This is a genomic window from Halomonas sp. 3A7M, assembly GCF_014897875.1.
In the GTDB taxonomy this organism is placed as follows: domain Bacteria; phylum Pseudomonadota; class Gammaproteobacteria; order Pseudomonadales; family Halomonadaceae; genus Vreelandella.
In genome coordinates this window covers 37,991-58,745 of record NZ_JABUZD010000030.1, presented here as the reverse complement: position 1 = coordinate 58,745, position 20,755 = coordinate 37,991, and the positions used below count along the sequence as shown (strand labels likewise).

At 56.6% G+C, this 20,755-nt stretch carries 17 protein-coding genes and 1 pseudogene; 11 read left to right on the top strand and 7 right to left on the bottom strand.

Annotation, left to right across the window (positions count from 1 at the left end; translation table 11 throughout):
• A pseudogene (locus INT19_RS02220) lies at nucleotides 1-293 on the bottom strand (hypothetical protein); the annotation flags it as partial.
• 101 nt (nucleotides 294-394) lie between these two features.
• Between INT19_RS02220 and INT19_RS02215 the strand changes: the two are divergent.
• Nucleotides 395-1,048, top strand: coding sequence for a TetR/AcrR family transcriptional regulator (locus INT19_RS02215; RefSeq protein ID WP_193059557.1), 654 nt, complete (start codon nucleotides 395-397; stop codon nucleotides 1,046-1,048).
• A gap of 110 nt (nucleotides 1,049-1,158) precedes the next feature.
• On the opposite strand, the gene INT19_RS02210 is transcribed toward INT19_RS02215, so the two are convergent.
• A complete protein-coding gene (locus tag INT19_RS02210) occupies nucleotides 1,159-2,052 on the bottom strand; it encodes a LysR substrate-binding domain-containing protein (RefSeq protein ID WP_089040581.1) in 894 nt (297 codons plus the stop codon).
• Between the two features lie 185 nt (nucleotides 2,053-2,237).
• Here INT19_RS02210 and INT19_RS02205 point away from each other — a divergent pair, with 185 nt between their 5' ends.
• Nucleotides 2,238-2,558 carry a hypothetical protein gene (locus INT19_RS02205; RefSeq protein WP_193059556.1) on the top strand — a complete coding sequence of 107 codons (321 nt, stop codon included), beginning with the start codon at nucleotides 2,238-2,240 and terminating at the stop codon, nucleotides 2,556-2,558.
• Nucleotides 2,559-2,677: 119 nt separating this feature from the next.
• Here the strand turns inward: INT19_RS02205 and INT19_RS02200 are convergent, their stop codons facing one another.
• Nucleotides 2,678-4,813 (bottom strand): PhoX family protein, encoded by a 2,136-nt coding sequence (locus INT19_RS02200; RefSeq protein WP_193059555.1) that lies wholly within the window; start codon nucleotides 4,811-4,813, stop codon nucleotides 2,678-2,680.
• Between the two features lie 256 nt (nucleotides 4,814-5,069).
• Here INT19_RS02200 and hemP point away from each other — a divergent pair, with 256 nt between their 5' ends.
• The 9 genes from hemP to INT19_RS02155 all read left to right on the top strand — a co-directional run bounded on the left by hemP (nucleotide 5,070) and on the right by INT19_RS02155 (nucleotide 14,869).
• On the top strand, nucleotides 5,070-5,237 hold the full coding sequence (hemP, locus tag INT19_RS02195) for a hemin uptake protein HemP (protein ID WP_084183610.1): 168 nt from the start codon (nucleotides 5,070-5,072) through the stop codon (nucleotides 5,235-5,237).
• A 110-nt stretch (nucleotides 5,238-5,347) separates the two neighbouring features.
• Nucleotides 5,348-7,321, top strand: coding sequence for a TonB-dependent receptor domain-containing protein (locus INT19_RS02190; RefSeq protein ID WP_193059554.1), 1,974 nt, complete (start codon nucleotides 5,348-5,350; stop codon nucleotides 7,319-7,321).
• A 31-nt stretch (nucleotides 7,322-7,352) separates the two neighbouring features.
• On the top strand, nucleotides 7,353-8,417 hold the full coding sequence (locus INT19_RS02185) for a ChuX/HutX family heme-like substrate-binding protein (protein ID WP_193059553.1): 1,065 nt from the start codon (nucleotides 7,353-7,355) through the stop codon (nucleotides 8,415-8,417).
• Nucleotides 8,414-9,283, top strand: coding sequence for a heme/hemin ABC transporter substrate-binding protein (locus INT19_RS02180; protein ID WP_193059552.1), 870 nt, complete (start codon nucleotides 8,414-8,416; stop codon nucleotides 9,281-9,283). The genes INT19_RS02185 and INT19_RS02180 overlap by 4 nt, the downstream gene beginning before the upstream one ends.
• Nucleotides 9,280-10,320: a FecCD family ABC transporter permease gene (locus tag INT19_RS02175; protein WP_193059551.1), complete on the top strand. Its 1,041-nt coding sequence runs from the start codon at nucleotides 9,280-9,282 to the stop codon at nucleotides 10,318-10,320. The genes INT19_RS02180 and INT19_RS02175 overlap by 4 nt, the downstream gene beginning before the upstream one ends.
• Nucleotides 10,314-11,075: an ATP-binding cassette domain-containing protein gene (locus tag INT19_RS02170; RefSeq protein WP_193059550.1), complete on the top strand. Its 762-nt coding sequence runs from the start codon at nucleotides 10,314-10,316 to the stop codon at nucleotides 11,073-11,075. Before INT19_RS02175 ends, INT19_RS02170 begins: the two co-directional genes overlap by 7 nt.
• A gap of 122 nt (nucleotides 11,076-11,197) precedes the next feature.
• Nucleotides 11,198-11,572: a YbaN family protein gene (locus tag INT19_RS02165; protein ID WP_226912429.1), complete on the top strand. Its 375-nt coding sequence runs from the start codon at nucleotides 11,198-11,200 to the stop codon at nucleotides 11,570-11,572.
• Nucleotides 11,573-11,776: 204 nt separating this feature from the next.
• Nucleotides 11,777-13,132, top strand: a complete 1,356-nt coding sequence (gene mgtE / locus INT19_RS02160; protein ID WP_193059549.1) for a magnesium transporter — start codon at nucleotides 11,777-11,779, stop codon at nucleotides 13,130-13,132.
• Nucleotides 13,133-13,492: 360 nt separating this feature from the next.
• Nucleotides 13,493-14,869, top strand: coding sequence for an aldehyde dehydrogenase family protein (locus tag INT19_RS02155; RefSeq protein WP_193059548.1), 1,377 nt, complete (start codon nucleotides 13,493-13,495; stop codon nucleotides 14,867-14,869).
• Between the two features lie 139 nt (nucleotides 14,870-15,008).
• Here INT19_RS02155 and INT19_RS02150 read toward each other — a convergent pair whose 3' ends face one another.
• The 4 genes from INT19_RS02150 to iolD all read right to left on the bottom strand — a co-directional run bounded on the left by INT19_RS02150 (nucleotide 15,009) and on the right by iolD (nucleotide 20,754).
• Nucleotides 15,009-16,130, bottom strand: coding sequence for a Gfo/Idh/MocA family protein (locus INT19_RS02150; protein WP_193059547.1), 1,122 nt, complete (start codon nucleotides 16,128-16,130; stop codon nucleotides 15,009-15,011).
• 248 nt (nucleotides 16,131-16,378) lie between these two features.
• Entirely contained in the window at nucleotides 16,379-17,881 is a 1,503-nt protein-coding gene (locus tag INT19_RS02145) for a CoA-acylating methylmalonate-semialdehyde dehydrogenase (RefSeq protein ID WP_193059546.1), read from the bottom strand.
• Between the two features lie 36 nt (nucleotides 17,882-17,917).
• Entirely contained in the window at nucleotides 17,918-18,820 is a 903-nt protein-coding gene (gene iolE, locus INT19_RS02140; protein WP_193059545.1) for a myo-inosose-2 dehydratase, read from the bottom strand.
• An 86-nt stretch (nucleotides 18,821-18,906) separates the two neighbouring features.
• Nucleotides 18,907-20,754 carry a 3D-(3,5/4)-trihydroxycyclohexane-1,2-dione acylhydrolase (decyclizing) gene (gene iolD / locus INT19_RS02135; protein WP_193059544.1) on the bottom strand — a complete coding sequence of 616 codons (1,848 nt, stop codon included), beginning with the start codon at nucleotides 20,752-20,754 and terminating at the stop codon, nucleotides 18,907-18,909.
• Nucleotide 20,755 lies beyond the last annotated feature (1 nt).

Sequence of the window (20,755 nt, the reverse complement as noted above, 5' to 3'; positions counted from 1 at the left end):
CTGAAAGCCGCATCATGGCGCGGGTTTTCATGCATTTTCCCTGGCGACACTGACTGACGTGCAACCACTCGCCCCGTTAAGCGCACGTCCCGCTCCAGCTGTTCGGAGTGGGCAAGAGACTGCGTCACCACTTGCAACAAAGCGTTATCCGTTTCTTGCTGGTTAGCCAACTGGGCACGACTGTGCTGGCTAGTAAGCGCAACCACCGCAACTACCGTGATACTCATCATAATTAAGGCCGCCAACGTGCCACGACTCCGGTGGCGCCAGGAAGTATTGAAGGAAGTGTCCATAATGGCCTCGAAATGGTTTATTCTTGAACGATACGGTTCACTATAATATGTGTACGCCAGCGTTCAATATTTATTTATTCGATAGGCACGGATTTTACGCAATGACGGACTCGCAACCTTTACCGCCTGACAAAAAACGCAGCGCCGGTCGCCCCAAAGACATGGCTAAGCACAACGCGATGCTAGACGCGGCGGCCTGCCTATTTTTTCGCTTTGGGCTCGAAGGGGTGACCATGGAAGCCGTTGCCCGTGAAGCGGGTGTTTCCAAAGTGACTGTGTACGGCCATTTTGCAACCAAAGAAGCGCTATTTGGCAACGTCATTCAGCGTGAAACCGCCCTCATTCGTCATGGGCTAGAACAGCTTCCCGACACTCATGAAGCCGTGCGTCAGTCACTGATTGAAGTCGGCACAAGCCTCGTGCGCTTTTTGTTGGAGCCCCACGTGTTAGCCGTTGAGCGCGTTATGAGTACACAGGGAAGTCAGCACCCCGAACTGCTACTGGCCTTTTTCGAATCAGGCCCCTGGGCCACTAAAAAGTGGCTGCAGGAAAAGCTTGAGGGGCTAGCCCGCGCCGGGCACTTAACACTTAACGCACCCACACTAGCCGCCGACCAACTCTGTAGCATGTGGCAAGGCATGTTAGTTATGGAGGTGCGTATGGGGGTTCGTCAGCTCCCCAGCGATGAAGAGATTCATCGTCAGATCAGCAGCGCAGTGGATGTATTTTTGGCGGCGTATGGCAAGCAGGCGTAACAGACATGGCAAGCACATGCCTCCTGCGACGATCATGTGATGGCGTAGTGGCTCGCCCTGAACGGGCCATCCCAGGGAATCTCACTACCGCTAAATGCAGTGCGTTAAGCTCACCCCTCCCGTAATGCCTCTACCACTCGTTCAGCCAATACCTCACTGGCATCACTACTGCCCGCACGCTTGACAAGAAATACCTGATAATCGCCCAATGGCGGTAGAGCATCGTTGTTTAACCGTTTGAGCGGTGGGCGAATCAAGCTTTTCGGAAAAGCCGTCACAGCCAGATCAGCCAGCATAGCCGCTTCCTGACCAGCACAATGGTCACAGGAGTAAGCGATCCGGTAATTAACCCCAGCATGATCAAGGGCGTTTAGCGCGATCCTCCGCCACGCACACCCCTGTTGAGCCAAGGTCACCGGCAGCGGTGTGCGTTCTACGGCAACGCCATCCTCACGACCAGCCCACACTAACGGTTCGCTATGCACCACATCACCGCGCGCCGCCTGACCAGGCTCTCCGCCCATCACCAGCGCCAAGTCGAGTTCTCCCTCATCCAGCCTAGCGAGCAGGTCTTTGCTGCGCCCAACGACGACATCGACCTGCACGGCCGGATGCGAGCGAGCAAACTGAGCAAGCACATTGGGTAAAATACGCCCAACGACGTCGTCAGTTATACCCAGCCCCACGCGCCCTTCTATGGTGGGAGCTAAAAACTGAGTCACGGCTTCAGCATTGAGCTTAAGCAGCCGTCGACCATAGCCCAGGAGTACTTCCCCCTCGGTAGTCAGGCGCACATAGCGCGCCTCGCGCACAAATAGCGTTTGCCCAAGTGTTTCTTCTAGCCGTTTGATCTGCATGCTCAGTGCAGATGGGGTGCGAAATAGCTGCTGGGCGGCGCGGGTGAAGCTGCCGCTCTCCGCAATCGTCACAAAGGTGCGTAGCACCTCGCTATCCAGTAACGGCAAGGCAGCTCGGCTGGGAGCTATGGTCGATAGTTGATTCATCACGCCCACCTTTCAGAAAAACTTAACGATCAGTGTAGATCTTTTCGTTTGATTGATCCGAGGCGAAGTACCAAGCTGTTCACAAGAGGTCGCGACCCTCTCACTTATTGACCACAAACCATGCCTGTCCAGTCGGTGCCCAGACACCGCTGCCTGCACAGTCGTTGTGAAAAAAGAGGTGCGCGATGAAGTGTGAATGTTCAGCCCAACATGCCCAAAATGCATGGGTAAAAGCCAGCCAATTAGCGCCGCCCCCAAAGCCACCACAAGTAGATTTTTACATGCCTGCCATGCCGTCAATGAGGCTAATTCGCGCGCTAGATATGGGCTGGTGGCGTTTCCGGCGGCGCTGTCTTTTCCGCCGCCATATACTGCCGCTATTGGCCTACGATGATCAGGTGCTGCTGGATATTGGCCATTGCCGCGAAGATATTCTCTGGGCCAACAAGCTCCCATTGAAGATCGACGCCATCCACGCGTTAGAAGCCCGGCAGAAAAAGCAGTAAGCCCAAAAGGCTCAGGATCAAAAAAAGCTCCGAACCTTTCACCGGTTCGAAGCTTTTAATGGAAGCTCTCAATAGCGTTTTAAGCACCCAAAATGGTGACTAGGACTCAACCGCTATTTTCACACCCCTATCGGCCCACCATCGCGCTTCTGAATAACTACGGTAGATGCCCGAGGGCGTACCTGACCGCTGGCCTCAGCGGTGGCATCTTGGGTCAGTGCACTACCATCCGCGGGCCAGTTGCCGGGGTGCTGAATATTAATAAACAGCGCCGTTTTGTCCGGCGTCGCAAAAATGCCGGTCACTTCACAACCGTTCGGCCCTACGGCGAAGCGTTTCAGTTGCTGCTGGTTGCTGTTGTTAATCACCGGGCCGGTACCCTGAATCTCGTCCAGGCTGTTAGGCACCACGGCTAATAGCTGGTCGTTGGTGTACTCGGTAATGCCTTCGTAACCATTATCGGTCTGTATCCAGAGAATGCCCTGACCATCATCACGCTGGTCAAACCACAGACCATCGGGGCTGGCAAACTGGTTCATTTCAGTCAGGCCAGAATGATTGCCTTCATCATTAGTGGCGGCACCAAACACAAACACTTCCCAGCGAAAGGCATTCGGCAAGCGGCTTTCACGCCAGCGGATAATGTGACCTGCTTCGTTATTAGCGCGTGGATTAACGGCGTTGGCCGGGGCTGTCTCATAGCCTACCCCTAGCTGAGCAATGTCATCGCCTTGATTGGTGAAAGTAGCCGCTGCAGCTTCTTCGCTACGCTTCGAATTATTGGTCAGCGTTAGATACACCTCGCCAGAGGAAGGATCCACGGTTGCCCACTCTGGGCGGTCCATTGGTGTCGCTCCCATTAGATCCGCTGCATCACAGGTGTTAATAATCACTCCAGCTAAATCATCCTCTGCCAAGCCCAAAGCCGTTGCCAACGAACGGCCATCGCGTGTTTGCGCGTTAGGTGTTAGCGGCAACCACTCACCGCTGCCATCAGCGTTGAAGCGAGCCACATAGAGGGTGCCGTTATCCAGATATTTACTACCAATGGCGAGGCGGTCATACGCTTCACCCGGACGATTGGCATCGGCGGGATCCCAGGCAGCGTCAGAAACATACTTATAGACGTACTCGTTGCGGGAATCGTGGCCAGAGTAGTACACCACGGGTTGCCCTGCTTCCAGCTTACCTAGCCAGCACCCTTCATGACGGAAACGACCAAGTGCCGTGCGTTTTACCGCGTAAGCATCACTATAGGGATCGACTTCAACTTGGTAGCCAAAGGTGCGCGCTTCGTTGCGGTAATCATCTTCAGCACGCTCGCCCCGTGGCGTGATATTGAAACGCGCAAACTCATCGTTTTCTTCAGAGGCATCACCCGCCGAGGTATCCCAACCATAGCGGCTTTTATCGGTAGGAATACCAATCCGCGCGTCGTCCTGGAAGAGTTGGCCGTGATTAATGAACACATTGGGCCAGTTCTCTTCGCAAGCGATATAAGTACCCCAGGGCGTTAACCCATTACCACAGTTGTTATTGGTGCCACGGGTTTGCGTACCCGCTGGGGAGAAACGCGTTTTCACATAGTCACTGCCTGCCACTGGGCCTGCAATTTCCATCACCGTCGCGCTGGTAAGACGGCGGTTATAGCGGGAGCCGGGCACATGCGACCAGTGTCCGTTAGCGTCTTTCTCAACTTCCACAATAGTGACACCGTGAGCGTTGATTTCAGTACGCGACTCTTCGGCGGGGCGCTTGCCTTCTGACGTATTGGTCGGGCCACCTTGAGGTGCCCACAGCGCTGCTTGATCGATATATTCGTTGTTGAGCACCAGCACAAAGCGCCGTGAGGCGTTGTCAGCATCCAGGGCAAAACTAGCCATTCCATCGTGGTTCATACCCACGCTAGCGGCTTGACGCTCGGCGGTCATTGACTGGTCGGACTGCCAGCTGTCACCAGCGCTCAACGGCGTGCCCCACGGCACCAGCACTTGGGCAACATAGCCTTCAGGCACTACGACAGCATCCGTTAGCGATCCTTGAACCGCCTCAAACGCCAGCGTCAACGGCGTTTTTTGCGCCCCGTTTGAAGCCAGTGCTTGGGCGGCACCGCCAAAGCCAAGCATTGAAGCAGCGGCCAAACCTAAGCCGCCCCGCATTACCGCTCGTCGCGAAACATGCTGCGCTAACACATCCGCAAACGGCTGGTTGCTGCTCTGATTTAACAGGCGATGGTCTTCAATTTCCTTGCTCATAACTACGATCCTCTCGTCACGGTTAACACGCGCTAGTTTTATGTTAAGAGGACACTAATCAATTTAAATGACAGGGTAATGACGAGAACTCTACTGTTAGGTGAACGTTCATTCGCAAGCTATTCCCCACCTTTAAAAACTGTTGGTTAAGCATCTGCACGGTGGTTAGGTAAGGTTGGGAGTGATGGTTGTGAGAGGTAGTCAAATCTGCTAAATTAATGCTAATAGTTATCATTACCACAGGAAACAACCTCTCATGCAGCCCAGAAAAAAAGACGTTCCGCCAGAAGGCTCGCCTAGCGCATCTCGCGAAGTGACAAGTCAGGCGCTGCTTGATCAAGACGGTCAGTTGGTTATTCACCATGAACAGCGACGCTATGTGCTGCGACGCACGAAAAGCGGCAAGCTGATCTTAACGGCGTAAGCCTTTTAAAATAATCACTTACCTACTACTAACCCTTTTAACCAGCCAGGTAGCCCATCGCACCCAGCCAGCAACATTATCCATCACTTTCTGCTGGAACTGTCTGGCCCATGAAACCAACTCACACGTTAGGCTTTTGCCTTACCTTACTCCCTCTTCTGCCTGCCAACGCCAATGACTCGGGCTTAGACCCCCTCACAGTCACAGGTACCCGAGCACCGACGGATCTGTCCCGCGCACCGCTGATTATCGACATCATCGACCGCCAAGACGCAACGCTTGCCACCGCGAGCCGCGTTGAAGACGTGCTGAGCCGCCAGCCTGGCCTGCATGTGGCTGGCCAAGGACGCCGTAACGGCCAAACGCTGAGTATGCGTGGCTTCGGCAGAAATGGTGTACTGGTGCGCCTGGACGGTGTTCGCCAGGATATTTCCACTGGCCATGTGGGCAACTTCTTCCTCGACCCAGCGCTGATCCAAGAAGTGCAGATTGCCCGTGGCTCGCTTTCCAGTCTGTACGGTAGCAATGCCATGGGCGGCGTTGTTAGCTTTACCAGTGTCGAGGCCAGCGACCTATTAGCCCCAGGTGAAGATAGCGGTGCACGTCTTTCTCTAGGCGGGGCAACAGCGAACGACGAGCTACGCGGCAGCCTGACGGCGTTTGGTCGCCGCGCCACGGCTAACGGGCAAGTGGATGGGCTATTTTCTGTGGGCCGTAGCGAGTCCGGCGATATTCGTCGCGCGGGCGGTGATGATGCAGTAGAAGATGCCAGCCTCAATAGCCTGCTTTTAAAAGGCGGCTGGGAACCAAGCGACGACCAACGGGTGTTTATTAGCTGGCAGCACTATGATGAGCGCGCCACCCAACCCGCTAATCCGCAACAGCTATCAACCAACGCTAGCAACCCATTACGCGACCGTGATGTTGAGAGTAATAACGTACAACTTGGCCACCGCTGGCAACCGAGTGGGGCCACTGAAATCACCTCTCAGCTTACCTTTAGCCAACAGGATATCGACGAACCACAGGCTAACCGTACCCTTGAGCGGATCGGCCTGCAGAGCGATGGCTATCACAGCATCGACCATGGCTGGCTTTCACAAACGCTGGTGTTTGGCGCAGAGCTGGAACAGGCTCGCCAACGGCCTGACGGTGAAGCGAATGGTTTCCCTCACGCTGATATCGATACCCAGTCAGCCTATCTTGATACCACGCTTACTGCGGGCCGCTATTTAGCAGAGGGCGGCGCGGGGCAGTTTGACGTCGGCATTGGCGCGCGCTATGACCGCTATGACGCCAGCGGTCAAAACGATGCCGACAGCGTGCACGACCAAGTGTCGCCGCGCTTCCGCCTTGCCTGGCGACCCGACGACACCTTGATGCTGTTCTCCGGCTACGCCGAAGCCTTCCGCGCACCCAGTCTTTCCGAGCTTTACGCTAATGAGCGCCACTTTGCCGGTTTCTGCGCCGGGCCCACCTTCTGCACGCCGGATAACTACTGGATTCCCAACCCTAACCTGTCGCCTGAAACCAGCCGCACCTGGGAAAGCGGTGTGGTATGGCACCAAGGCGACTGGCAGGCGCGCGCCAGCTACTTCGACACTCGTGCAGACGACTTCATTGACACTCAGGTCGATATCATGGCGGGCACGACTCAGGCCGTAAACGTGCAGCGTGCTCAGCTATGGGGCTATGACGCCCGACTTACTTGGCAACCTAGCGCATTCCCGCTGCTGACCAGCTTTGTAGGTCTTTCAGAGGTATCCGGCAAAGATCGCGACAGCGGTGAGGCCCTGGGTAGCCAAACACCTCTGGAAATGACGCTGGGCAGTGACGTTGCGCTTTATAACGGCACTGTACGGGTCGGCTGGCAAAGTCGCTTTGCTCAGGCGTTCGACAAACAGGGCGACGATGAACGCCTGCCAGGCTATGGGCTGCACGATATCCACCTTGCTTGGCAAATCACCCCCGCTATTGATACCGCGCTGCGCCTCGCCAACCTCGGCGACAAAGTATGGTATCGGCCCGATGGCAGTCTGGGCGACGGACGTAGCCTGTTCGCCACCCTCAACTGGCAGTGGTAACTCCTTGCAATGTTAAGCCTAGAGGTGACGTATGATTGAGTCCCAGCAGATCGCAATTCTTGAAGCCTTTGACGCAGCACGAGCAGCACAGCCTCGCCTGCCAGCGATTGATATTGCCGAGCGCTTATCAATCAGTGAAGGCGAACTTCAGGCCGCGCGCTTAGGCCGTGACGTATGGACGCTGCCCCTCGCGCCGAAAGACCTTGCGGCGCGCCTCCCCCTGTTAGGCCGAGTCAAAGCGCTCACCCGCTCCCGTTTAGCCGTGCTTGAGCAAACCGGTGATTACCCTGACCTAGACGGTGGGCCGCAAACCGGCTTGCTGCTTGACCCAGGTGGCCTAGATTTACGGTTGCTGTATTCCCATTGGCACTGGGCTTGCCTAATCCGCGACCCTATTCATGCCCCCCTGCCAACGGAGAGTGAACAAGGCCAGTGGCGCTGGAGCCTGCAAATTTTCAATCAGCATGGCTGCGCCATTCACAAAAGCTTTGCGCTGGAAAATCCGCTGCCCCGCCCATGGGGCGCATTAGCTGCTCTAGGCACCCTAGATACCCCCGCGTTTACCCAAAGTGTGCCCCGCTTAAAGCGTGCTCTTCCTGAAGCGCCGACACTCGCCAGCGAATGGGCGGCGATGCGCGATGTGCACCAATTTTTCGCCCTGCTCCAGCGCCACCATCTAGAGCGCATTGAAGCCAACCAGCTAATGGAAGGCCGTTATACTCGCGCGCTGCCCGTCGATGCCCTGGAAAATCTGTTAACCAAAGCCAGTCAGCGCACACTGCCACTGATGCTGTTCGTAGCCAGTCCTGGCTGTGTGCAAATTCGCACGGGCACGCTACCTGAACCTCAGCGCGCCCGCGGCTGGCTGAACCTGTTTGGCGAGCAGTTCACGCTGCACCTTAATGACACTGCCATTGAGCAAGTGTGGCAGGTCAGCAAGCCTAACCGCGACGGTGGCGTCACCAGTGTAGAAGCCTTTGATGCAGAGGGTTCTTTGGTGCTGCAAATTTACGCTGAGCGCCAGGAAGGTCGCGTGGAGCGGCCCGAGTGGCGGCAGTTGCTGAATGAACTCGGCAACCAAGAGGCCGTGGCATGAATGTCACACGCTTCGCACGCCACTCGCTTGCCGCGCTACTGATTGGCTGGCTAACCACTGGCGGGGCGCTAGCCAACGAACGCTGGGTCATTCTGGGCGGCGATATCGCTGAAATCATCGCCGCGCTTGACGCGGATATCGAGGTCGTTGCCCGCGATGATACGGTGCTCCACCCGCCCGAAATGGCCGCACTGCCCTCGGTAGGCTATCTGCGCCAGCTGTCGGCAGAAAGCGTACTCTCAGTGGCGCCGGACCGTGTGTTAGCCGCGGGACATTCCGGCCCGAAAGAAGTGTTGGAACAGCTAGAGGCCGTGGGTGTAACGGTTGATGTGATTGATGCCCCTGCTGACCTTTCCTCGATTGCCGAGAAAGTCCGCACGGTGGCTCAGCACACGCAACGCCAACAAAGGGGTGACGAGTTGGCAGCCTCACTCACCGCAACGCTTGAGCGCTTGGCGGCTCTTCCCCCGCTGCCGGATACGCGTGCGATGTTTATTCTTCACCATAGTGGCCTAACACCGCGGGTTGCCGGCAGCGACACCGCCGCCCATATAGCCTTGAATGCCGTTGGCCTCGACAATGCTTTTGGCGATATGGCGGGCTATCAAAGCGTTGCGGCAGAGGCGCTGGCAAAAGAAGCACCCGCACTGGTGATTATGTCCCAACGGGGGTTAGACGCGCTGGGCGGTGAAAATGCGCTATGGCAGTTACCGGGTATGCGCTTAACGCCCGCAGGACGCGAACAGCGGCTTATTGTGATTGATGATCAGGCCCTGCTCGGTTTTGGCCCTCGCACGCCTGAGCAGCTATTTACCTTGCGCCAGAACATTGAAGCACTGCTGGGCACAGAGCAGGTCAGCCGATGATCACCAGCGCTTCCCATGATCGTTATCGTCCCTTGTTACCGCTTAGTCGAACAGCACGGGTGTTAAGTGGCCTTACCCTGGCGTTATTGATCGCCCTTGGCTGGGGTGCTGCTTCAGGCGCGTTAGGTGTGTCGCCCTGGGCACTCGTTAATGGCAGCGCAGATGAGCTCAGTGTCCAAGTGTGGTGGCAGCTACGCCTACCGCGCCTGCTCCTGGGGGTTGCCGTGGGGGCGATGCTGGCGGGCAGTGGTGCCGCCATGCAGGGGCTATTTAGAAACCCATTGGCCGACCCAACGCTATTAGGCCTTGCCAGTGGTGCAGGGCTATTTGTAGCACTTTGGATTGTGCTATTTCAGGACAGCGCTGCCGGTAGCCTCTATGGCCAGTTTGCAGCGGGCTTTCTCGGTGCGCTTAGTGTTTGCTTAGTGGTGTTTGGCATTGCCAAGCGCCAAGGGGGTGGCAGTGCCGCCGTCATGTCACTGCTACTAGCAGGCTTAGCAATCAACACGTTAGCAGGCGCTGGAGGCGGCGTACTGGCGTTTATTGCCAGCGACGAGCAACTTCGTCAGCTCAGCTTATGGGGAATGGGCACGCTTACCAACGCTCTGTGGCGCACCACCGCCGTAGCCCTTGCCCTGATTGCTGTTGCCCTATGGCTGTTAATACGCAGCGCTCGTGAGCTTGACCTACTTCAGCTAGGCGAATCTACCGCCCATGCGGCAGGCCTGGATGCAACGTGCTTAAAACGCCGCGTGGTCGTTGCTACCTCGCTGGGTGTAGGGCTGTGCGTCGCGCTTACCGGCGTGATTGGCTTTCTTGGTTTACTCGTCCCCCACTGCCTGCGACTTTGGCTCGGGCCTGGCCATCGCCTGCTGCTACCCGCCTCTATGTTAGGCGGTGCACTACTGCTAGTGGTGGCCGACACCCTGGCGCGCACCCTCGGCGCGCCCGCCGAAATCCCCGTCGGGCTGTTAACCAGCCTACTGGGCGGCCCCTATTTTCTTTACCTGCTAATGCGTCGGAACCGGGCATGCTAACTCTACATCAGGCGGGTTTTACCACCACGCCCTCAATCGCGCCGCTGGACGGCACCCTTCGCCCTGGTGAGCTACTCGCCATTGTTGGCCCCAACGGCGCGGGCAAAAGCACACTACTCAGCATGCTGTCGGGATTTCGTCCCTGTGAACAGGGCGAGCTACATCTGGATGGAAAACGCCTGAGTGAGTGGCCAATCAACGAGCTTGCCAATCGCCGGGCGCTGGTCGCCCAGCAAGAGTTGCCCGGCTTTGATTGGCAAACCTTTGAGCTGGTGAGCTTAGGCAGCAACCCCAGCAATGCACTGATTGCGGAACTGCTGCATGACCTAGATCTGACGCAGTTAGCTAAACGCAGCGTACTTTCACTCTCTGGCGGTGAACGCCAACGGGTAATGATTGCACGAGGTGCCTGCCAGCTACTCTCACGGCGCTCTCCTACCGCTAAAGATGGCGGGCTTTTACTGCTGGATGAACCCACTAGCGCACTCGATATCGGCCAGCAACAGCGCTTAATGCGTCAACTACGCACCTGGGCAGAACGGAACAATATGGCGATTGTCTGCGTGCTCCACGACCTCAATCTCGCCAGCACCTACGCCGATCGGGTATGGCTGTTACATCAGGGCCAGCGTATTGCTCACGGCTCGCCCGCCCTAGTGCTTGACCCCGCCACCATCGCCAAGGTGTATGACGTAGAGCTGCAGCCTATCAATAGCAGTAACGCTGCAGCCCCTCTTCTCGCCCTAACGCCTTAAGATAACGTTCAGCAGCCAACGAGCTCTATCCCGCAGAGTGGCAAAGCCTTCATATAAGTCCATACTTATCCCATACGTAACGGGCAATATATGCATTACCGTGTGCCAATTGGGGAGCAAGAATGAGACTGATCAGCCTCATGTGGGTAATGCTGGCAGGGATGAGTTTTAGCATCGGCGTATTAGGCATTTTTCTGCCCCTATTGCCGACCACCGTGTTTATGCTAATCGCTATTTACTGTGCCTCAAGGGGGTCTCCACGTTTTGAGGCCTGGATTCGCTCCCGCCACTATGTCGGGCCGCTGCTGGTTACCTGGGAACAAGAGCGCGCCATACCCAAGCGCGCTAAGATTTTTGCCGTTTGCACGATAGCGTTGAGTGCCGTAATCACCGTCTGGTCACTCGGGCCTGGCTGGTTAAGCGGGGCAGTGGTGGCCCTACTAATGCTGATTGCCCTTTGGCTGGCTACCCGGCCAGAGCCTTCGTCTCATAGCTAAGTGTGACTGAATAGTTCATCGTTTAGTGAAGTGATCGCCACTTCCAGCTGTAGCGCTGCTTGGGCTCGATATGGGCTGGTATACCGTGTGCTTGCATCACAGTACCTCCATGGCTTTCAACCCTACCTGTCTATAACATTCATAAAGCGAGCCGCCAGGAGTTTGCACTTCTTTAACACTAAGCTTCCAATAAGGACGGGCTCTATGCGCGATGAGGAAAAATACACAAATTCAGAGGAGCAACTGCTCTATCTTCAAAAACGGTTAGATGAGGAAGATACCGCCGCCCTAAGCGAGCTGTTTACTGAACTCGATATTTTATCGATTGCGCGCACGCTCGAGTCTTTTCCAACCAAAACTCGCGACCGATTGTGGGAGTACATTCCTGAAGCACTGCTCGGCGAAGTACTCGCCGAAGTCGATGAAGATATTCGTGCCGACTACATTGAAGACCTTTCTGCCAGCGATGTAGAGCAAATCGTAAAAGGCCTAGATGCCCAGGAAGTGGCTGAAGTTCTCGACGTCGCCGACGAAGAGATCAAAACGACCGTCTATGCCAGCTTAGATCAAGAGATCCGCGCCCAAGTTGAGAACCTGCATTCTTATGAAGATGACGTGGTCGGCCGTTACATGGACCCAGAAACGGTTAATGTAAAACAGGGCGTATCGCTGGAAGCCGTACAGCGCTATATCCGTATTCATCAGCTGTTGGATGATGAATCGCAACAGATCATGATTACCGACAAGGATAAGCGCCTGTTGGGCACGCTGACGCTCATTGATCTAGTCAAACAACCACAGGAGAGCGTCGTTGATGAGTACATGGTTGCCCCCTTCACACTCAATGACCAGATGAAGGTAAGCGAGGCTGCCGCACTGCTCCGCTCTAAAGAGCTGCCTTTTGTTCCGGTTTGCGATAGCGACGGGCTGTTAGTGGGCCAGTTGAACGCCGCTGATGTATTAGAAATCACCCAAGATGATGCTGACATGACGTTAAAGCACATGTCGGGCGTCAGCGACGAAGAAGAAGTCTTCACTCCGATACTGCGCAGTGCAAAGAGCCGCGGCATTTGGCTGGGCATTAACCTGCTCACTGCATTTTTAGCGGCCTTCGTAATTGGGCAGTTTGAAGAGGTCCTGGATCAAATTGTAGCGCTAGCCATCCTGATGCCGGTGGTCGCGAGTATGGGCGGGATTGCGGGCAGCCAAACCCTCACGGTAGTGATACGCGGCCTAGCGCTCGGCCAGCTCGCCGGTAATAACAAACAGTGGCTCTATAACAAAGAACTGTGGGTGGGGATGAGTAACGGCTTGGTGTGGGCACTCGTCGTTGGTGGTATTTCCTACCTGTGGTTCGGCGATCCGCTGATTACACTGGTGATTACGCTGGCCATCTTTGTGAATATGAGCCTAGCGAACTTATCAGGCGTGCTGATTCCCTTAGTGTTGAAAAGGTTACAAATAGACCCCGCATTATCAGGTGCCGTCATCTTAACCACCGTTACCGATGTGGTCGGCTTTATGTCGTTCTTGGGGTTAGCTACTTTAATCATCCTATAACCATGTGCCCCTGGCGGGCACTGCAACACTTGAAAGGAGAAATCGCTAAGCACCGCTTGACTTGGAGAAGGTGCCCATATATTTCTGCTATGTGCGGCACGGCTCCGGATAGCGCAGGGAATCAGGCAATAGGGCGATTCTGATGAGCGAGCCATCTTTTGAACAAGATGCCAATGCTCAGGGCACAACTGTCGAACGGAAAGCTGCTGGCCGAGGGAAAGAACGAAGGAAATAAATAGACCGACTTCACCGGACAACAACAGTACAGCAGCGGTATGACAGCTGAACCGGCCCTCGCAGCACAGGATGAAGTCGAGTGAATGACCGTTAACACCTGCACGCTAATGGGGAACCGGACATATGAACAATCCGTATGAGACGCTATTCCACCGCCAGAAAACAGCTTTTCTCAGCGACCGCACGAAATCACGCGACTGGCGGCTAGATCAGCTCGCGAGAATGGAGCGCATGCTGCTTGAACATCGCGAACGCTGGTGTGCAGCACTTCATCAAGATTTCGGCAAGCCGCCGTTCGAACAGCAGTTCGAGATCACTGTGCCGATGGGAAATATCGCCTATTATCGCGACAATCTGGACCGGCTGATGGCACCGGAAGAGGTCGAAATCCCTGAGGGGCTGGCAAAGCTCGGCCAGCGCGGTGTGATCCGACGTGAACCCTTCGGCGTGACACTGGTGATCGGGCCATTCAATGCGCCGATCCTCCTGTTGCTCGATCCGGCCATCGCGGCGCTGGCAGCGGGCAATCCCGTGATCCTGAAACCGGCCAATACCACGCCAGCAACGGCTGCGCTCTTCGCGGAACTGGTGCCTCAGTATTTCGAGCCCGAAGACGTTTCCGTGGTCACTGGTGGACGCGAGGAGATCTCAGCGCTGCTGGAATTGCCCTTCGACTTTATCTTCTTCACCGGCAGTTCGGCGGTGGGCAAAGTCGTCATGCGGGCGGCTGCCGAGCACCTAACACCTGTGATTCTGGAACTGGGAGGACAGAACCCGACCATCGTCGACGAGACCGCAGACCTTGATCGCGCCGCTGGCGCCATCGCCTGGGGGCATAACGCGATCTCGGGTCAATGGTGCATCGCACCCGGTTTCGTCTGCGTACATGATAGTGTCGCAGACATTTTTGTCGAGAAACTGAAAGCGGCGATCACGCGCATGTACGGGGCCGATCCGTCGCAAAGCCCTGACTTCGCGCGCATGATCAGCGAGAAAGATGCGCAGCGCGTTGCCCCCTATATCCTGCCGGACAAAACCGTACTCGGGGGGCGCTTCGATGTGCCTGCCCGCTACGTCGAGCCCACCCTGCTTTATCCTTCCGATTGGTCGGACCCAGCGATGCAGCAGGAGGTGTTTGGTCCGGTGCTGCCAATCCTGCGCTACGGCGACATGGCCACGCTGATCGAAATGCTGAAGACAAGAGACAAACCGCTGGCCGCCTATATCTTCAGCCGCGATGAAGCGACGATCGAGCACTTTCTTCAGTCAGTGTCCTTCGGCGGCGGCTGCGTAAACCTGACCAATCTGCATTGCTGGGTCGGCTCGCTGCCCTTCGGTGGGGTCGGCAATTCAGGGATAGGGAAGTATTACGGCAAGACGGGGTTCGATGCACTCAGCAACACTAAGTCGCTTTTGATCTCGCCCGCCGACAAGACCGTCGATGTCTATCCGCCCTATGAGGACAAAGACATTGGCGCGATGCTGGCTCCGTTTTCCTGACAGATCCTTAGCGGCCTTGTCCTGTTAGTTGTTATTTGTAGCGTTGCAACTGGAGGGGCCGCCGCGGTGTACTGTGCGAAAAACCTGAAGTGAAGTACGCCTTTATCCATCGGCATCATCAGGCACGGGGCTGCTGATATTAGACTTGCACCCACTGCCCCGTCTGATCTGACGTTTCGATGGCATCTATCAAACGATTCACCCGCGCCGCTTCGCGGAAGTCTGGATAGAGGGGAAGATCGTTAATGATACCTTCGACCAGATCACGCACCTCGATAATTTTCTGGTCGTTATAGCCCAAACCATGGCCCGGTGCGGGGCTAAAGGCCGCATAGTCGGGGTGTTCCGGGCCGGCTAACAGCGTAGTGAACCCACGCCTGCCGTGGGCATCGCCGTGGCGATACAGCTGCAGCTCGCTCATGCGCTCCTGATCAAACACAATGGCACCTTTAGTGCCCGTTAGCGTGTAGGCCAAGCCCATTTTTCGACCAGCCGCCACCCGAGACGTTTCGATATTGCCGATTAACCCTTTATCAAACCGCAGCATGGCCTGGGCCTGATCGTCGTTTTCCACCGCGGCCATACCGCTGCCGTCGGCATTGGGCCGAGAGGGGATGACAGTCTGTAGCTGGCCGCAAACCTCGCTAATCCGCTGCCCGGTTAAAAATTCGGCCATATTGAGGATATGCGAGCCCACATCACCTAACGCACCGGCCCCTGCGGTCGCCCGCTTGGTATGCCAGTCGTGGGGCTTTTCCGGGTCGAGCAGGTAATCCTCGTTGTGCCGCCCACGAAAGTGAATCAGCTCACCAATTTCACCGCTGGCGACAATCTGACGAGCCAACTGGGTGGCGGAATTGCGAATATAGTTAAAGCCCACCAGAGTTTTGACGCCCGCTTTTTCAGCCGCGGCGACCATCTCGTCGGCGTCTGCCGTGCTCAACGCCAGCGGTTTTTCGGCGTAAACATGCTTACCAGCGGCAATGGCGGCCAGCGCCATCTCTTTATGCAGAAAGTTAGGCGCGCAGATATCCACCACGTCCACGTCACTGTCGGCCACCAGGGCGCGCCAGTCATCGGTGGCGCGAGCAAATCCCCAGGCACGTGCTCGGCTCTCCGCAGTGGCAAGGTCGACATCCGCCAGCAGTTCGCAAACGGGCTTGGCAGGCAGTTCAAAAACACTGGATGCTGCATTAAAGGCAATGGCGTGGGCTTTACCCATAAAACCAGTGCCGATCAGGCCAATCTTGAGGGTTTTCATTGTGGTTATCCCTGTTAACAAGTTAATTGCCGGTAAAAAAATAATTGCTTTTACAAACACTCGATGAAGGGGTGTGAGGGCAGGTTGAAGCGAGGGTCTTTCGCCATGGATGGCGAAAGTAGCGCCCATGGACGGGTTCACAGCGCCCTCGCGGAAACCTGCCCTCATCACCTGATACACTGGCCGGTTTTAAAACAATAACGCCGGGCTGGGCCCGGCGTTGAATGATGTCGTGCCCCATAGACTGCTTACATGGTCGGCATGGTGAAGTGGTTGGTCTCTTCACGAATGCCGCTGGGCCAGCGTTGGGTGATGGTTTTCATACGGGTGTAGAAACGCACACCGTCGGGGCCGTGCATATGCAGCGGACCAAACAGCGAGCGCTTCCAACCGCCAAAGCTATGGAATGCCATGGGTACCGGGATAGGTACGTTAACGCCGACCATACCGACCTGGATCTGCTCGCAGTACTGACGCGCCGCATCGCCATCGCGGGTAAAGATTGCCGTGCCGTTGCCGTATTCATGAGCGTTGATCATGCTGACCGCTTCGTCGAAGCTGGCCACGCGAGCAATCGCCAACACCGGGCCAAAGATCTCCTCGGAGTGAATACGCATTTTTGGCGTCACATGATCGAACAGAGTGCCGCCAATAAAGTAGCCATCACCTGCGCCATCAACCGTTGTCTGGCGACCGTCGACCACAAGCTCTGCGCCTTCATCCACACCAACCTGAATATAGTCCGCCACCTTGTCGCGATGCTCGCGGGTGATGAGCGGCCCCATATCGTTATCAGGGCCATCAACCAGGCCAGGCCCAACCGTCAGCTTATCCAGTTCAGCTACCAGCTTTTCACGCAGGCGGTTGGCGGTATCTTCGCCCACGGGTACAGCAACGGAAATCGCCATGCAGCGCTCGCCTGCTGAGCCATAAGCCGCGCCCATCAGGGCACCCACGGCTTGATCGAGATCCGCATCAGGCATAATCACCATATGGTTTTTAGCCCCGCCCAGCGCCTGAACGCGCTTGCCATGTGCCGATGCCGTAGCGTAGATGTACTCGGCGATGGGTGTGGAACCCACAAAACTTACCGCCTGAACACGCTCATCGGTGAGCAGCACATCGACGGCTTCTTTATCACCATTGACGACGTTAAAGACACCACCCGGAAGGCCCGCCTCTTTAAGCAGCTCGGCTAAGCGCAGCGGCGTGGAGGGATCTTTTTCCGAAGGCTTCATGACGAAAGTGTTGCCGCAGGCCAAAGCGATGGGGAACATCCACATGGGCACCATGGCGGGGAAGTTGAACGGCGAGATACCGGCGCACACGCCCAGCGGCTGCATCATCGAGTAACTATCAACGCCGGTGCCGACGTTCATGGAGTGCTCGCCCTTCTGCAGGTGGGGAATGCCGCAGGCAAACTCAACCACTTCCAGGCCGCGGGTCACTTCGCCTTTGGCGTCTGAAAACACCTTGCCGTGTTCGCTGGAGATAAGTCGCGCCAGCTCATCGGTGTGCTCCTCGACCAGCGCTTTAAATTTAAACAAGATGCGCGAGCGCTTTAGCGGCGAGACTTTTGACCAGCCGGCAAAGGCTTCGTCGGCGATGCGCACGGCTTCACGAGTTTCATCGGCGGTGGCTAGCGCTACCTGGGCGCTTTGTTCGCCGGTGGCCGGATTATAAACCGGCGCAGTGCGCTGGCTCTGACCGGTGGAGAACTCACCATTAAGATAATGGGATAACGTCTTCATACAAGCTCCTGATTAAAAGGCGGCGACTGGCACCGTTTAGCTGGCAATGTCGAAACCTGCCTGCTCGGCAAGTTGGCGCAAGTTGCGATACCCCAGGCGAGCATAGGTCAACGGATGGGCGACTTCGGGGTCTTGTTCGGCTTCAACCACTAACCAACCCTGGTAGCCCTGTTCGCACAGGTGGGTTAAGGCGGGCAGAAAATCCACATTGCCATCCCCCGGCACCGTAAACAGGCCGTCTAGCACGCCGTTTAAAAAGCTTTTGTCGCGGTTGCGCACTGCGTCCAGCACCGGAAAGCGCAGGTCTTTGCAGTGCACATGGTGGATACGTTGGCTGTAGCGTTTGGCGATGGCGAGCGGGTCGCCGCCTGCACCGCGCAGATGACCAAAATCAAGCAGTAGCCCCACGCCTTCGCCGGTGTAATCCATTAAGCATTCAACGTCGGCCTGGCTTTCGATCACCGTGCCCAGGTGGTGGTGATATACCAGTTGAATGCCCTGGGATTTCAGGTAATCACCCACCACCTCAAGACCATGCAGCAGGCGCTGCCACTGTTGCCCGGAAAGATGCGGACGCTGGGAGAGCGGGCGCTCCTGATCGCCGTGTACACAGTGGGTAACTTCACATAGCACCATTACCTTAGCGCCGCACAGCTTGAGCAGGTTCATGTGATCCTGAATAGCCTCAATCTCTTCTTCAGGCGTGCGCTCCAACAGCTGCGCAGAGTACCAGCCCGACACAAGCGCCAAGTCGTGGGCGCTTAGCACCTGATTCAAGGCGTCGGGCGTGCGGGGAAACTTGTTACCTAATTCAAAACCACTAAAGCCTGCCTCGCGCCCCTCTTTCAAACAGGTTTCCAGCGGTGTTGCGCCACCCAGGCTGGGCAAGTCATCGTTGGTCCAGGTGAGCGGATTGATGCCTAAAGTAACCGTCGGCATAGCGTATTCCTTGTCATTTTTGTCTGAGTATTTTTGGCGTTAGGGCGCTTTACCCTATCGCCGACTCTCTGATGTTTTGTATTCGATTAGCGGGCCTGACGCTGCTTAGCCTCGCGGTAACCTTGATAGGCTTTATTGACGGCTTCGCGCTCGGAAACCTCGGGCACGGCCACTTCCCACCAGGCACCGCCTTCTTGGGTGCTGGGCAGTGGGTCAGTATCCAGGGCAATCACATAGGTCGAGGAGGCGCTGCGAGCGCGCACCAACGCCTGCTCCAGTTCCGCAATGCCGCTCACTGATTCAGACTCACAGCCCAACGCTTTAGCGTGGGCGGCAAAATCGGTTTTCGGTGCACCAGCCTCGATGGTGCGGCAATCTTGCAGCAGGTTGTTGAACCCCGCGCCGCCGGTGGCGTGCTGCAAGCGGTTGATACAGCCATAACCGCGGTTATCCAACACCACTACCGTCAGCTTGTGGCCCAGCATCACCGACGTCGCCAGCTCCGAGTTGTGCATCAGGTAGCTGCCATCGCCGACCATCACCACTACCTCGTTGTCAGGTTTGGCCATCTTGACGCCCAGCCCGCCGGCAATTTCATAGCCCATGCAGGAGAAACCGTACTCAACGTGGTAGCTGCCAGGGCCCGAACATTGCCAGAGTTTGTGCAACTCGCCGGGCAAACCACCGGCAGCACATACCACGGTGGTATCGTTGCCTGCCTGACGATTGACCGCACCGATCACCTGGGCATCGGTGGGCAGCGCCAGCCCTTGATCTGCGGTTACACGGCGCACTATGTCGGCCCATTCGCGTTTGAGCGTGCCAGTTTGTTCGCGCCATTCATCGCTACCGCGCCACTCGCCCAGCGCTGCGTCGAGTTGCCCCAACCCGATCAAAGCATCGCAGCTAAGCGGCAACGCTTGATGCTTCAAGCTATCGAAACGGCCAACGTTAAGGGCAATCAGTGTTTTATCGTTGTCTTCAAACAGCGCCCGAGAGCCAGTGGTAAAGTCCTGCAGCCGTGTGCCCACCGCCAAAATTACATCTGCCTGTTCCGCTAACTGGTTGGCAGCTGCACTACCGGTCACCCCAATGGCACCCACAGCGCAAGCGTGGCTATCGGCCAGCGCGCCCTTCCCCGCCTGAGTTTCAGCCACCGGAATAGCGCGCTTTTTGGCAAATTCGGCTAAGGCGTCGCAGGCAACCGCGTAATGTACGCCGCCGCCAGCAATGATCAGCGGGCGTTTGGCCTGTTGCAGTGCGGCGATGGCTTGGCGAAGTTCGAAAGCATCCGGCGGCGAGCGGCGAATGCGATGCACTTTGGGGGCAAAAAATGCCTCCGGATAATCGTAGGCAAAGGTTTGCACATCTTGGGGCAGCGCCAGGGTCGCGGGACCGCAGTGTTCAGGGTCAAGCAGGGTGGCAATCGCCTGGGGCAGGCTGGTCAGCAGCTGCTCGGGGCGGTTAATGCGGTCGAAGTAGCGCGATACCGGGCGAAAACAGTCATTGACGCTAATCGTCGGGTCACCGAAATGTTCCACTTGTTGCAGCACCGGATCGGGTTCGCGGGTGGCAAAGGTGTCCCCCGGCAGCAGCAGGATCGGCAACCGGTTGGCATGAGCAAGCGCCGCGGCGGTGACCATATTGGTCGCCCCCGGGCCGATGGAGCTGGTCGCCGCCATTAGGCGCTGGCGGCCATTGGCCTTGGCAAAGGCGATCGCCGCGTGGGCCATGGACTGTTCGTTATGGGCACGAAAGGTCGGCAATTCGTCTTGCACGTGGTAAAGCGCTTCGCCTAACCCCGCCACGTTGCCATGACCAAAAATCGCAAACACGCCTTCAAACAGCGCCACTTCTTGGCCATTGATCTCAATACGCTGGGCGGCGAGATACTTAACCAGCGCCTGGGCCATGGTGAGTCGAATGGTGCTCATC